Source organism: Christiangramia portivictoriae DSM 23547, from assembly GCF_000423045.1.
Taxonomy (GTDB): domain Bacteria; phylum Bacteroidota; class Bacteroidia; order Flavobacteriales; family Flavobacteriaceae; genus Christiangramia; species Christiangramia portivictoriae.
Map to the genome: position 1 here is coordinate 235,796 of NZ_AUHF01000007.1, position 13,606 is coordinate 249,401.

The 13,606-nt window shown below is 39.2% G+C and carries 19 protein-coding genes; 14 read left to right on the forward strand and 5 right to left on the reverse strand.

The window, feature by feature from the left end; genetic code table 11:
- Position 1: 1 nt before the first annotated feature.
- The gene (locus tag G529_RS0106110) at positions 2–247 is read left to right on the forward strand and encodes a hypothetical protein (protein WP_026914701.1); all 246 of its coding nucleotides are present in this window, start codon (positions 2–4) and stop codon (positions 245–247) included.
- An 87-nt stretch (positions 248–334) separates the two neighbouring features.
- Positions 335–529 (forward strand): cold-shock protein, encoded by a 195-nt coding sequence (locus G529_RS0106115; RefSeq protein WP_026914702.1) that lies wholly within the window; start codon positions 335–337, stop codon positions 527–529.
- A gap of 52 nt (positions 530–581) precedes the next feature.
- Here G529_RS0106115 and G529_RS0106120 read toward each other — a convergent pair whose 3' ends face one another.
- A complete protein-coding gene (locus G529_RS0106120) occupies positions 582–1,541 on the reverse strand; it encodes an NAD-dependent epimerase/dehydratase family protein (protein ID WP_026914703.1) in 960 nt (319 codons plus the stop codon).
- A gap of 150 nt (positions 1,542–1,691) precedes the next feature.
- On the opposite strand from G529_RS0106120, the gene G529_RS0106125 reads away from it, so the two are divergent.
- The 5 genes from G529_RS0106125 (at position 1,692) to G529_RS16485 (ending at position 5,567) form a co-directional block, all read left to right on the forward strand.
- Complete coding sequence (locus G529_RS0106125) at positions 1,692–2,270, forward strand: hypothetical protein (protein ID WP_157514546.1); 579 nt, start codon at positions 1,692–1,694, stop codon at positions 2,268–2,270.
- A 16-nt stretch (positions 2,271–2,286) separates the two neighbouring features.
- On the forward strand, positions 2,287–2,817 hold the full coding sequence (locus G529_RS0106130; RefSeq protein ID WP_026914705.1) for a nuclear transport factor 2 family protein: 531 nt from the start codon (positions 2,287–2,289) through the stop codon (positions 2,815–2,817).
- A 147-nt stretch (positions 2,818–2,964) separates the two neighbouring features.
- Complete coding sequence (locus G529_RS0106135; protein WP_026914706.1) at positions 2,965–5,037, forward strand: M13 family metallopeptidase; 2,073 nt, start codon at positions 2,965–2,967, stop codon at positions 5,035–5,037.
- 75 nt (positions 5,038–5,112) lie between these two features.
- Positions 5,113–5,364, forward strand: a complete 252-nt coding sequence (locus tag G529_RS15545; protein WP_026914707.1) for a hypothetical protein — start codon at positions 5,113–5,115, stop codon at positions 5,362–5,364.
- 47 nt (positions 5,365–5,411) lie between these two features.
- Positions 5,412–5,567: a hypothetical protein gene (locus tag G529_RS16485; RefSeq protein WP_157514547.1), complete on the forward strand. Its 156-nt coding sequence runs from the start codon at positions 5,412–5,414 to the stop codon at positions 5,565–5,567.
- Here the strand turns inward: G529_RS16485 and G529_RS0106150 are convergent.
- Both G529_RS0106150 and G529_RS0106155 read right to left on the reverse strand, forming a co-directional pair.
- Positions 5,558–5,917, reverse strand: a complete 360-nt coding sequence (locus G529_RS0106150; protein WP_026914708.1) for a YraN family protein — start codon at positions 5,915–5,917, stop codon at positions 5,558–5,560. The two genes, G529_RS16485 and G529_RS0106150, sit on opposite strands and share 10 nt — an antisense overlap.
- Positions 5,918–5,925: 8 nt before the next feature.
- On the reverse strand, positions 5,926–6,507 hold the full coding sequence (locus tag G529_RS0106155; protein ID WP_026914709.1) for a hypothetical protein: 582 nt from the start codon (positions 6,505–6,507) through the stop codon (positions 5,926–5,928).
- Positions 6,508–6,629: 122 nt separating this feature from the next.
- Between G529_RS0106155 and metG the strand changes: the two genes are divergently transcribed.
- Together metG and G529_RS0106165 are read left to right on the forward strand one after the other, a co-directional pair.
- On the forward strand, positions 6,630–8,705 hold the full coding sequence (metG, locus tag G529_RS0106160) for a methionine--tRNA ligase (RefSeq protein ID WP_026914710.1): 2,076 nt from the start codon (positions 6,630–6,632) through the stop codon (positions 8,703–8,705).
- A gap of 39 nt (positions 8,706–8,744) precedes the next feature.
- Positions 8,745–9,647: a histone deacetylase family protein gene (locus G529_RS0106165; protein WP_026914711.1), complete on the forward strand. Its 903-nt coding sequence runs from the start codon at positions 8,745–8,747 to the stop codon at positions 9,645–9,647.
- A 10-nt stretch (positions 9,648–9,657) separates the two neighbouring features.
- Here the strand turns inward: G529_RS0106165 and G529_RS0106170 are convergent, their stop codons facing one another.
- A complete protein-coding gene (locus tag G529_RS0106170; RefSeq protein WP_026914712.1) occupies positions 9,658–9,990 on the reverse strand; it encodes a single-stranded DNA-binding protein in 333 nt (110 codons plus the stop codon).
- Positions 9,991–10,165: 175 nt separating this feature from the next.
- On the opposite strand from G529_RS0106170, the gene G529_RS0106175 reads away from it, so the two are divergent.
- The 5 genes from G529_RS0106175 (at position 10,166) to G529_RS0106195 (ending at position 13,139) form a co-directional block, all read left to right on the forward strand.
- Positions 10,166–10,837: a hypothetical protein gene (locus tag G529_RS0106175; RefSeq protein ID WP_026914713.1), complete on the forward strand. Its 672-nt coding sequence runs from the start codon at positions 10,166–10,168 to the stop codon at positions 10,835–10,837.
- A 232-nt stretch (positions 10,838–11,069) separates the two neighbouring features.
- On the forward strand, positions 11,070–11,378 hold the full coding sequence (locus tag G529_RS0106180) for an ExbD/TolR family protein (protein ID WP_026914714.1): 309 nt from the start codon (positions 11,070–11,072) through the stop codon (positions 11,376–11,378).
- A 117-nt stretch (positions 11,379–11,495) separates the two neighbouring features.
- Positions 11,496–11,999, forward strand: coding sequence for a hypothetical protein (locus G529_RS0106185; protein WP_026914715.1), 504 nt, complete (start codon positions 11,496–11,498; stop codon positions 11,997–11,999).
- Positions 12,000–12,316: 317 nt separating this feature from the next.
- A complete protein-coding gene (locus tag G529_RS0106190; RefSeq protein ID WP_026914716.1) occupies positions 12,317–12,664 on the forward strand; it encodes a hypothetical protein in 348 nt (115 codons plus the stop codon).
- 43 nt (positions 12,665–12,707) lie between these two features.
- A complete protein-coding gene (locus tag G529_RS0106195; RefSeq protein ID WP_026914717.1) occupies positions 12,708–13,139 on the forward strand; it encodes a DUF4174 domain-containing protein in 432 nt (143 codons plus the stop codon).
- Here G529_RS0106195 and G529_RS0106200 read toward each other — a convergent pair.
- Positions 13,133–13,600 carry a CBS domain-containing protein gene (locus G529_RS0106200; protein WP_026914718.1) on the reverse strand — a complete coding sequence of 156 codons (468 nt, stop codon included), beginning with the start codon at positions 13,598–13,600 and terminating at the stop codon, positions 13,133–13,135. The two genes, G529_RS0106195 and G529_RS0106200, sit on opposite strands and share 7 nt — an antisense overlap.
- Positions 13,601–13,606 lie beyond the last annotated feature (6 nt).

Consider the following 13,606-nt stretch of genomic DNA (forward strand, 5'->3'; position numbering starts at 1 on the left):
TATGAAGATATTTTTGAGAATTCTGGTGATCGCTATTATCATCGCCATTGGTGTAGGGTTCTATTACAGGCTTACAGATGATACGCTTACCGGTGACAGGATCATTGGAATTGCGGTGCTGGCAAGTGCTTTTATACTAATGCCCATATTTTTGGTGGTGCGTTGGCGGGGAAAAAAACTGGAAGACTATACCTTATCAGAAAAAAACATGAAGAAAATGAGGGATAAGGGAATTGACAGGCTCTAAAAGTTACAATATTCCCAAAAAATTCTGATTTCCAGTAGATTCTAAAAATTTTACTGTTATGTTTGTTCTTTATTAATTATCATTATTATGCAAGGCACAGTAAAATTTTTCAATGAATCTAAAGGTTACGGGTTCATTACAAACGACGACACCAAAAGAGACATTTTCGTACACATTACCGGTTTGAATGGGGAAACTATTCAGGAAGGTGATCGAGTAGAATACGAAGAAACTGAAGGAAAAAAAGGAGTGAATGCTACAGATGTACGCATCCTTGAGTAATTAGTTTTCCTGATTAAAAATTAAAAAGCCGCTATAAAGCGGCTTTTGTTATTTAATGGGCTTGCTCTGTAATTTGTCCTACACCTTTAAGCATGGTTTCGGTCATTTTATCCAGATCGAAATCATGATCCCAACCCCAATCCTTTCTTGCTGCTGAATCATCTATGCTGGACGGCCAGGATGCTGCTATAGCCTGTCTGAAATCCGGATCATAAGACATTTTAAAATCTGGCAAATGTTTCTTAATGTTCGCCGCAAGAACTTCGGGAGTAAAACTTATCGCTGATAGATTGTAAGAAGATCTAACTTTAATAGCTTCCGAAGGTGCCTGCATGATTTCCACTGTGGCTTTGATCGCATCATCCATATACATCATTGGTAATGCTGCATCTTTGTCCAGAAAACTGGTATATGCATTTTTCTTTAGAGCCTCATGGAAGATCTCGATCGCATAATCTGTAGTGCCTCCGCCAGGGAGCGTCTTGTAGCTTATGATACCCGGATACCTGATGCTTCTAACGTCCACACCAAATTTATTATGATAATACTCACACCAGCGCTCACCGGTTTGCTTGCTAATCCCATAAACCGTGGTTGGCTCCATCGCTGTGGTTTGTGGAGTATGATCCTTAGGAGTTGTAGGCCCAAACACAGCAATACTGGAAGGCCAGAAGATTTTATTGATCAAACCTTCCTTGGCCATGTCCAGAATATGAAAAAGTGAATTCATATTTAGGTCCCAGGCTTTCATCGGGGCTTTTTCTGCAGTTGCACTCAGCATCGCAGCCATCAGGTAAACTTCTTTAATCTGATAAGTCTCTATAATCTGTCTTATATGAACCTCATCGGTAGCATTCAGGATCTCGAATGGACCTGACCGCATCAACTCATCTGCTCCTTCACGAATATCACTGGCTACAACCTGTTCATTGCCATGGATCTCTCTCAATTTCAGCGTAAGTTCGGTTCCAATCTGTCCGCAAGCACCGATAATCAATATCTTTTCGGCCATAAATTAAATTTTGTGCAAATATATTTAATTATACAGAGGATTTCGTAATCTTAGCTTTTTCTTGATGCTATCCACTATGGATCCTGTAATCTAAAATCTGTTACTGCATTCGTAGAATTATGGATAACTTTGTGCATTCAACTTTTACTTATGAAGTTCCCACTATTCATGCTAATTCTTCTATGCCTCGCTTCCTGTAAGTCTGAAGCAGAAGATGTTCAAAATACCAATGATGCTAAGGATACTATTTCCTTCGACAAAAAGATCGCGATAGATACCCGGGGTTTTGACCTGGAGCCGCAGGCAAAAAAATATGCCTCAAACTGGCTGGAGTTTATCACAGCGCAAAATGAAGTACGTAAACTGGAAAATACTACCACTCGAAAAGTGATGGACAATGCCACGGCAATTTCCCAGATCATGAATTCACTAAGTATTTCCCTTCCCGATAGTCTTCGCGCGGTGCCCGTGGAAGCCAGACTGAATGTTTTAAAAACAAAAGCTAGTTTACTGGAGCAATACGCTAAAAAGCAACAGCCCGATGCACAAGCTGTAAATCGTACCACGCAGGAGATTTACCTGGAATTTAATAATCTCAAACTTCAGATGAATGAATTATTTCTGAAAACTCTGGAGGATTTTGAAAAAGAGCTGGACGAGTTTGAAAGGATGGAGAGGGAAATGGATTCCATATCCACTGAAGATACTGTTGAAAATATAGTATCTTAAAACAAATATTCGACCAATGAAAAATTCAGCTTTAAAAATTCTATTTGTTATCGCATTTCTCACCATGTTGCCATCCCATGCTCAGGTAAAAGATTCAGAAAAAAATAAAACAGCGATCAGGGAAAGAATTGATGAAACGCTGGACAGCTGGCACCTCGCCGCTTCTAATACTGAATTTGATAAATACTTTGGTCTCATGACCAGTGATGCTGTATTTATTGGAACCGATGCAACAGAGAACTGGACGGCAGAAGAGTTTAAAAAGTTTGCCAGGCCATATTTCGATGCCGGGAAGGCATGGAATTTCACTTCGCTCGAAAGATATATATATGTGCACCAGAACTCGAAGATTGCCTGGTTCGATGAACTGCTGGACACCCAGATGGGCATATGCCGTGGATCTGGAGTAGTTGCGAAAGAAAATGGCACCTGGAAGATCCATCACTACGTACTTTCCATCGCTGTGCCCAATGAAAATGTAGAAGAACTCACCAGTTTAAAATCTGAATTCGATAAAAACCTTATTTCAGAACTAAAAAATAAGTAGATCCCAGTCAGTCAAGACAAGATCACTATCACAAGCTTAATTGTTAATTTTCAGCTGATTGTTCTCGATTCAGCAGGGCGCGATTATGGATTATTTTGAGTGTTTTGCTACATTAGCCCTATTATTTTATAATTCTTAATTAAAACGATGAAAAGAATAAACAGAATTTTGTTTTTATCTGTTCTCAGCGTAGGCTTGTTTACCGCCTGTAATGATGACGAAAAAAGAACAGAGGAAAAAGACGATGAAATCCATGGTATCAACCTCGCATACATGGACACCTCAACCACTGCAAAAGAAGATTTCTTTCGCTATGTAAATGGTCGCTGGCTGGATAGTACAGAGATTCCAGGAGACAGAACCCGTTGGGGAAGTTTTGATGAACTGAGACAAAGAACCGATGAGGATGCTCTTGGACTTCTGGAAAAAACTGCTTCCAGTGATAGTCTTGACCCTTCCACAGACCAGGCAAAGGCGGTATACCTATACAAAAGCATTATGGATACCGTTGCCAGAAATGAGCAGGGAATCGATCCGGTAAAACCTTACCTGGCAAAGATCGATGCTATCCAGAACAAAGAAGATCTTCAGGATTTCCTAGTGGAAATGAGCGAATACGGAAGTGCCGGATTCTTTAGCTTTGGTGTTGGGGCAGACAGCAAAAATTCTGATATGAATGCTGCTTACCTGAATCCTACCGGCCTTGGATTACCTGAAAGAGATTATTATCTTCAAAATGATTCAGATTCCAAGGAAACCAGAACAAAATACAAAGCTTACGTAGCAGATATGTTACAATATCTTGACTACACTGAAGAAGAAGCGAAAAATGCTGCTGAAACGATCCTGAAATTTGAAACCAGACTTGCCGAGCCAAAACTGGATAAAGTAGAGCGTCGTGACGCAAGAAATACCTATAATCCAATGACCGTTGCCGAGTTGCAGAAGATGACTCCGGCCATGAACTGGAAAGCTTATTTTGACGGAATTGGCGCTAAAGATCTTGATACGATCATCGTTTCACAGCCAAAATACATGAAAGCTCTGCAGCAGATCATTGCTGAAAACTCTGTTGAAGACTGGAAAACTTACCTGAAGTGGGATCTTTTTAACGGAGCTGCCAGTGCACTTACTACAGATCTGGAAACTGAAAAATGGGAATTCTACAGCAAAACCCTTCAGGGAGCAAAAGAACAACGTCCTCGAAATGAAAGAGCACTTAGTTCTATAAACGGGACTCTGGGTGAAGCGCTTGGAAAATTATATGTTGAAGAGCATTTTCCGGCCCAGGCTAAGCAAAAAGCTCAGGAAATGGTGGATAATATCCTGAAAGCTTATGAGAATAGAATCAATAATCTTAGCTGGATGAGCGAGGATACTAAGAAGAAAGCGCTCGAAAAATTAAGTACTTTTAACGTAAAAATCGGGTATCCTGATGAATGGAAAGACTACGCTGATCTTGAGATCACTTCTCCGGAAGAAGGTGGTTCATATTTCCAGAATATGCTGAACGCTCAAAAATGGAGAGTTGCAGAAAATATGGCAGATCTTGGACAGCCCGTAGATAAGAGCGAATGGTTCATGTCTCCACAGACAGTAAATGCCTATTATAATCCTCGTTATAACGAGATTGTGTTCCCTGCTGCAATTCTTCAACCTCCTTTTTATGATTACAAAGCAGATGCTGCTGTAAATTATGGCGGAATTGGTGCTGTTATTGGTCATGAGATCTCTCATGGTTTTGATGATAGCGGCGCTAGATTTGATGCTGAAGGAAATCTGAATAACTGGTGGACCGAGAAAGATCTTGAAGAATTTGAAACTCTTGGAAACGATCTTGCAGAACAATATAGTGCCATTGAAGTTCTAGACAGTGTTTATATTAACGGGAAATTTACCCTGGGAGAAAATATTGGTGATCTTGGTGGTGTAAATGCTGCTTATGATGGGTTGCAGATTCACCTTCAAAACAATGAAAATCCTGGTAAAATAGATGGGTTTACACCGGAGCAAAGATTTTTCCTTTCATGGGCTACCGTCTGGAGAACCAAAATGAGAGATGAAGCTTTAAAAAACAGGATTAAAACCGACTCTCATTCACCTGGAATGTACAGAGCTTATGTGCCACTTCAGAATATCGATGCCTGGTATGACGCATTTACTATTGAAGAAGGAGATAAGATGTATGTAAAGCCTGAAGACAGAGTACGCATCTGGTAAGAGCTTTAAATTGCTATAACAAAAAGCCGGTCTATCGACCGGCTTTTTTCGTATTTTAATAGAAAGATTTTTAACATGGGAACTAAATTTTTTATTCTTTTTCTACTGCTTTTACCCTGTAAAGACGCGCAAACAAACCAGGATGATTTTAACTGGCTATTGGGGGATTGGATACGAGTGAATGAGGCCGAAGGACTGGAAACTTTTGAAAGTTGGAGGAAAAACTCTGGAAAGGAATATGAAGGGTTTGGCTTTACACTAAAAATGAATGATACCATTTTAAAGAAAAGATGCTTCTCCAGCAAGATAGGGGGCAATGGAGCTTAATAATTACTGGAGGAGATAACCAACCCACAACATTCAAAGTAATTGTTGTGGAGAAGAAAAAGTTTGTTGCTGAGAATTTAGCTAATGAATTCCCTCAAAAGATTCGTTACTTCGAAAATGCAGCTAATTTAAATGCCGTGATCTCTGGAAAGGAGAATGAAATAAGCTTTGAATTCAGAAAAATTCCAAACGATCAGAAATAAAGAAAAGCATCCTGAATATGTTCGATTTCGAAGTTGGATCCAGTTTTTAGGATCGCTATAATATCAAACCTGATCTCCAGATCTGAACGATGTTTTTCGGAATAGTGATTCATTGCCTCTACTAGCAATTTTATCTGTGCAGGTTTTACAAAATCTTCAGGATTCCCGAAATGTGTTGAAGTTCTGGATTTCACTTCTACCGCTATCAAAGTTCTATCGGCTCTGGCAATAATATCTACTTCAGCCTTTCGATAACGGAAATTTCGTTCCAGAATCTCAAAATTATTTTTCAGAAGAAACTGAACTGCCAACTCCTCCCCTTTCTTACCCAGATCATTATGAGCAGCCAATCGTAAAACTAGTTTACCTCATTCATCAACATCACAGAACCTACCTGAAGATCTAGGGCATCAATTTCTTCTTTACTGCCTTTAACGATCTTATCGCCATAAAATTTATTGGGAATGTCCTTGTTAGTTTCCAGGAAAACGCCAATGCCAGATTTCGCCAGTTTTCCACCATTCCAGTCCACAGCACCGCTATAATCCCATCCAAAACCGTAAAAAGACACTGGCTTGGCATTCAATTCGTTCAGATCCTCCAGGCTCATTCCAACCTTGATTCCATCAGCAGTGGTCCATCTACCTTTTCCCGAATAATTGATAGAACTCACCTTTTTCTTCTCCTCAGTTTGCCACGTGATCAAGACCTCGTCTTCAGTTTGAGGAAAAAGGATACTATATGGTTTGGTCTCGGTTCCTTCCTCAAATTCATCCACTCCTTCTTCTGTGTTTGATTGCGGATAATTACGCGAAATATCTTCCGCAGACATTCGGCATAAATTTTCAAGACTATAAATATTATTAGAGCCAGTTACAGCTTTATTACTATTACAGGAAACTATGGCCAGCAGGCCAACAATGGCTAGAATTTTACGCATTGGTTGTTTTTTGTAGTAAAAGTATACAGATAAGTTCCACAAGGTTCCGCTTTTACAAGAATTTAACGCGTAATCGAACGTCTTTGCTTAACTTTACCGCTCTTAAAAATTTACTTATTCTAATGAGCAAAAATCCTCAGAGATTTACGATCACAGCGGCTTTACCTTATACGAACGGGCCTATTCATATTGGACACCTTGCGGGCGTTTACGTGCCTGCAGATATTTATTCCAGGTTTTTACGAATGCAGGGACACGATGTGGCATTTGTATGTGGAAGTGACGAGCACGGTGTGCCAATTACGATCAAGGCTAAAAAGGAAGGTGTAAGCCCACAGGATGTAGTAGACAAATACAATGCGATCATCAAAACCTCTTTTGAAGACTTCGGAATTACCTTCGATAACTATTCCAGGACTTCAGGTGATGTTCACCATAAAACGGCTTCAGACTTTTTCAAAAAAATGTATGAGGACGGTAAGTTTATAGAAGAATCTACAGAGCAGCTATACGATGCGGAAGCAAATCAATTCCTTGCAGATAGATTTGTAACCGGGACCTGCCCAAAATGCGGGAATGAAGAGGCTTATGGAGACCAGTGTGAAAACTGCGGAACTTCATTGAATGCTACAGATCTTATCAACCCAAAATCTGCCATTACCGGTGCAGTTCCAACTCTAAAAGAAACCAAGCATTGGTTTTTACCATTGGACCAGTATGAGGACTGGCTAAAGGAGTGGATCCTGAAAGGCCATAAAGCCGACTGGAAAAGCAATGTGTATGGACAGGTGAAATCCTGGATCGACGATGGATTACGTGCTCGTGCTGTTACCAGGGATCTTGACTGGGGAATTCCGGTTCCTGTAGAAGGTGGCGAAGGCAAAGTACTTTATGTATGGTTCGATGCTCCTATAGGTTATATTTCCTCTACCAAGGAATGGGCTGAGAGAGAAGGAAAAGACTGGGAACCGTACTGGCAAGACGAAAACACCAAACTGGTACATTTTATCGGGAAGGATAATATTGTTTTTCACTGTATCATTTTCCCTACCATGCTAAAAGCTCATGGTGATTATATTTTACCCGAGAATGTGCCGGCAAATGAATTTCTGAATCTTGAGGGTAAAAAACTTTCAACTTCAAAGAACTGGGCGGTATGGTTACATGAATATTTGCAGGATTTCCCAGACCAACAGGATGTATTGCGTTATGTACTGACTGCAAATGCTCCGGAAACAAAAGACAACGATTTTACCTGGAAGGATTTTCAGGCCAGAAATAATAATGAGCTCGTAGCTATCTTCGGAAACTTTATTAACCGTGTGGTGGTTTTGACCAACAAATACTACGATGGGATCATTCCGCAGCCGGGAGAATATACTGAAGTGGATGAACAGACCATTGCTGAATTAAAAGCATATCCATCGGTCATTGCAAGTTCGATTGAAAAATACCGTTTTCGTGAAGCTCAGGGTGAAATGATGAACCTGGCCAGGCTTGGTAACAAATATCTTGCTGATGAAGAGCCGTGGAAACAAATTAAAACTGATGAAGATCGGGTGAAAACGATCATGTATGTGGCACTTCAAATTGCCAGCGCACTCAGCATCATTAGCGAACCTTTCCTGCCATTCACTTCTGCTAAGTTAAAGCGAATGCTGAATCAAACTGGAGAGAATACTTCCAAAACACCAGATTGGGACATTATTGGAAGTCGTGAAGCGCTCATTCCAGCGGGACATCAAATTGGAAAAGCGGAACTGCTTTTTAGTAAAATCGAGGATGAAGCGATGGAGCAACAACTGGAAAAATTAAAAGCGACTAAAGCCGCGAACGAAATGGAAAACCAGAAAGCTGAACCACAGAAAGAGATTGCCACTTTTGAAGATTTCACCAAAATGGATCTGCGTGTTGGAACTATTATCGAAGCTGAAAAGATGGCCAAAACCAAAAAGCTGATGATTCTTAAAGTTGATACTGGAATTGATCAGAGAACGGTAGTTTCCGGTATTGCTGAACATTTTAAAGCAGAAGAAATTATCGGTAAAAAAGTAACTGTGCTGGTAAACCTTGCTCCCAGAAAATTACGCGGAGTAGAAAGCGAAGGAATGATCCTGATGACCGAAAATAAAGAAGGAAAACTTGTTTTTGTGAATCCTGATGAGGAGAATGTCTCCAACGGAATTACGATAAACTAAAACTCAAATCGCCTGGAAATAACTTTCCGGGCTTTTTTTATGCTCAAAATCGCCTTTCATCCCATCTATAAACATCCATTGCCGGAAGGTCACAGGTTTCCTATGGAAAAATATGATCTGCTTCCCAAGCAATTATTGCATGAAGGTACCTGTGAGGAAGAGAATTTTTTTAAGCCTGAGATTATCGAAGAAAGTCTGATCTTGAGAGCCCATATCAGTGAATATGTGCAAAGATTAAAAAACCTGCAGCTAAGTAAAAAAGAGATAAGAGTTTCTGGTTTCCCGCTATCGCAAGAACTTGTGGATAGAGAACAAATTATAGCACAGGGCACGATCGATGCCTGTAAATATGCACTTGAACATGGTATTTCCATGAATATAGCCGGTGGAACTCACCATGCTTTTTCAGATAGAGCTGAAGCATTTTGCCTATTGAACGATCAGGCAATCGCCGCCCGTTATTTACAGGATCAAAATCTGGCTCAAAAGATTCTGATCGTGGACCTGGACGTGCATCAGGGGAATGGCACGGCTGAGATCTTTCAAAACGACGTTTCAGTATTCACGTTTTCCATGCATGGAAAGGGTAACTATCCGTTTCGTAAAGAAACTTCAGACCTGGATATTGAACTGGAAGATGGAACCAGGGACAAAGAATATCTTCAGAAATTAAAAAATACTTTGCCAGATCTCATTCAAAAGGTGAAACCTGATTTCATCTTTTACCTTTGCGGGGTAGACATACTGGATACCGATAAACTTGGCCGACTCTCCTGCACGATAGAGGGTTGTAAAGAGCGCGACAGGTTCGTACTACAAACCTGTCACGATCTTCAAATCCCTGTGGAGTGCAGTATGGGCGGAGGCTATTCAAAAGAGATTAAATATATCATTGAAGCGCATGCCAATACTTACAGAGCAGCCCAGCAAATTTACTTTTAAGTTCTACCGCTTATTTGCCAAGTAGTAAAAGTTCATGGCAAACAACTTCAGTTATATATCTTTTGATCCCATCCTTATCCTCGTAACTCCTGCTGGTTAGTTTTCCTTCAATTCCAATCTCCTTCCCTTTCGGAATATAATTCTCTACAAGCTCAGCAGTTTTACCCCAGGCAACAATATTATGCCATTGCGTATCTGTGATTTTCTCGCCTTTTGAATTTTTGTAACTATCATTGGTCGCCACTGAAAATTTGGCTAACTTCTTACCAGATTCAAGGTTTACGATTTCAGGCTCATTTCCTACATGTCCGATTAATTGTACTGTGTTTCTTAAAGTGCTCATAACTAAAGATTTTGTTGCAGTTGAAAATCATTCGTTCATTTCAACAGGACAAAGATGTAGTGAACTGCAACTAATAATCGGTCGTAAAGCACTTGTAGTTGTTTACTTTCGTTTGTAAGCATTTGAAAATGGGTAAAGCATAATTATAAACTACCACTAGCCACTTTTTGCAGATATGAAAACAATTCTAATTCTATTGGCAGTTTTGACGCTCAACGCTTGTAATTCGCAGGATGCAAAAGAAAAAAGTCAAAATAAAATACGTAATGAAGAACCCTCCTATAGAACTAAAACCAAGGTCTATGGTGATAGTTTAAAAATTAATTACACCTATAGTGGTGACACCATTTTTGAGCAACAAATTGATCTCCAAGCATCCTACGGTGATCCTGATGATAGTAGCCTTAAGATAACCACTGTATGGTCGACAAGAGAAATGCCCGCCCCGGAATGTGATCTAAAGTTATTCCTACCCCAGGATAATATGATCTTCTCTTATTGTTTAGGTGATGTAATACAAAAAATTGAAACCGACATTCAAAATTCCCAGGGAGAATCCTGGAATTCAGACCGCTTACAAAGGCTGAAAAAAGAACTCAAAGAAATAGAAAATGGAGAACGCGATAGTTTAACATTCAAACCATATCATCTCAATTTTATAGTACTAAAAGATTTGGACTATTCTGCATTTGATAAGGTGTCTAAGCAGAAAGCATACAAAATGAAGGTCGGAAAATACTTAATGGAGTTCTCCGGTGGCAATTCTTCCGGGGGCACCCACTACTATTTTATCACCAAAGAAAATGATACCATAGCCGAATTTAGGATTAGAGAGTGGATAACATAAACACTAACCTTGATATCTATCAGCGTCAAAAAAAAGTAACGATCCCTATTTAAAAGATCGATTTTATCAAAAAGTTTGCAACCCACCCGCAACACGTTCGGCAACCACAATCATATACTGCAAGGACATTTGCACGATAATTGTGATAGATAGCTGAAGCTAACCAATTACTCTTCAGTCTTATATTCACAAGATTATCTTTATCTGCCTGTTCACTTTCTTCGGAAGTGAGATGAACTCTCAAACTCATATACAGACATCCGAGGCGTTTTATATCAATATTTTTATTAATGCTGAAGAAGTCTACTATGTGGAATCAGAAAAAACTGAAATTGATAATATTGAGCAAAAGGTTTCGGCAATCATTCGTAACAAGCCCTTTAAAATTGATCAGCCTGTTATCTACAGGATTTTTGCAGACAGGAATTTGCCAATGGCAACACTAATCGACCTGGACCGGAAACTGCAAGAAGCTTACAGCGAAAATATAAGCCGGGAAAGATATTTACTGAATACTGTTGAAATGAATATCGATGGATAACTGGTTCAAATCTATAAATCTTAACAATCTAAACCAGAATGAAGAACTGCACGCACGCAACCTTTTTCTATAACATGGATCTATCTTATAGTGTAACAACACTAAAACCTAATCCCCATGAAAATTTCCACTTACCCAATTAGTAAAATCTTACTCCTATTTAGTTTTGCATTTATATGCAGTTGTGATACCGGGGACGACAGCAATTATGCCGAGTTTGATTATTCCGATGATTCAAAAATAGAGGCAGTGGAAACAGATCGCGGTTTTGACATATCTATTACTGAAGGCGATATGCTGGTTTTCGAATATATATTTGAAACCGAAGGCCGCGAAGAAGTGGCAGATGATGAATTCGCACAAAGGTTATATTTCGAAATTCCCGCAGGCACACAGGAGTTTGAACTTGATTCAGAAAGTTTTGCAACCGCCAGTGCATATTTGGGAAGAAGCTGTTTTTGTGGTATTACAGGTAACTACCCGGTAAATGCCGGATCTATTAGTGGTAGAAAAATCAGTTCCAATACTTTTGCAGTGACCATAGACATTCAGGTAAATTTTGAAGACGATTTTGATACATATCAATTGCAAACTTCCGCAAATTTTAAACGCAGGAATTAGAGTTCCTGGTTTTAGTTTTGCTCTATCGCCAGTGCAGTAAATAATCTGGAAGCCAACCGTTAGATTAAAGGTATCAGCTTTTAATTGATCAAAGTTCTATTTATTCTATCATACAACCTAATTCATCCACTCATAGGTTTACACTTATCACGATGATTGCTCATTCAGAAAAAGAATGTCTTTCCATTAAAATCCAATCTCACTATTTACTCTTAATACCTGACTTACAGTATGTAGTATAGTTCATTGGACTATAAATTTATTTTCAATACTTCATCACAAGTGTTTTGGAAATAACTTTTTTAGTATATTTCCCTATGCAAAAAACTTGCGAGGAGTGCAACGAGAAGATCGTTGGAAGAACAGATAAAAAATTCTGTAGTGATTATTGCCGTAATGCATATCACAACAGGATGAATAAGGATGCGAGTAACCTCATCAGAAACACGAATAATTCGCTGCGTAAAAATTACCGGATCCTGCAGGAATTAAATCCAGGCGATAAAACTTCGGTTGCTAAATCCAAATTACTTTCCAGGGGCTTTAACTTTGAATTCTTTACCAGTATCTATACCACCAAAACCGGGAAGCAATACTTCTTTGTGTATGACATGGGCTACCTGCCACTCGAAAATGACTTTTACGCTTTGGTAAAAAGAAGTTAGGCAGTATTAAAGAAACAATTTGATCAACACAACTCTAAAGTAAATGCGGAATCTAATAGTAATCATCATCTCAATTTTCTACGGAATGACCTTAACAGCGCAGGATCTGCAATCTTATAAATGGGAAAACCGAATCCTTGTCATCTATTCCTCGAAATCTAAATCAGATTTGCTAGCAACCCAATTTGATGTATTAATAAAAGAACCAAACAAGCTTTCAGAAAGAAAACTTTTGCTGATTCAAGCTTCTAAAGATCGATACCGAACTATTTTTCCTGAAGAATCGGCATGGATAAACTCATCTTTAAACGAAGATCTGAAAATTGCCCCGGATACTGGTTTTGAAATATTCCTAATTGGGCTGGATGGCGGGATTAAATTAAGGCAACAGGAAATTGTTCAAACCGAAAAATTATTCAGCCTGATAGATGGCATGCCCATGAGAAAGGCAGAAATACGGAAACAGGATCAATAACTCCAGGTGTGTGCTTTTAATCTTAGCGCAGCTTCCAGAACATCTCGTTGTGATATCTGACCTATTAACTGATTATTTTCTACAATAGGAAATCTCCGGAATTTCTTTTCAATAAATATCTTCGCGGCATCAAGAACATTCATGTTCCCGTCTATGGTCTCCACATCACAAATCATTCTTTTTCCAACCGTTTGATCTTTCATTGGCATATTGTAATACCTGCTGTCTGAAATCTGCTTCATACAATCTCCTTCAGAAATAATTCCCAGCAATTCATTCCTATCGTTGACCACACAACCGCCGGAGATCCTGTGTTTTATTAGTTTCTCCACAACATCCATGATGTTTTCATGTTCCCTGAAGGTGATAAGCTTTTGTGTCATATAGTCTCTAACCAGCATAGGGACTTCCGCAGGTTTTTCCGGCGCTGCTCTCTTACCTGTAAAACTTTTAATACCCATAATTTA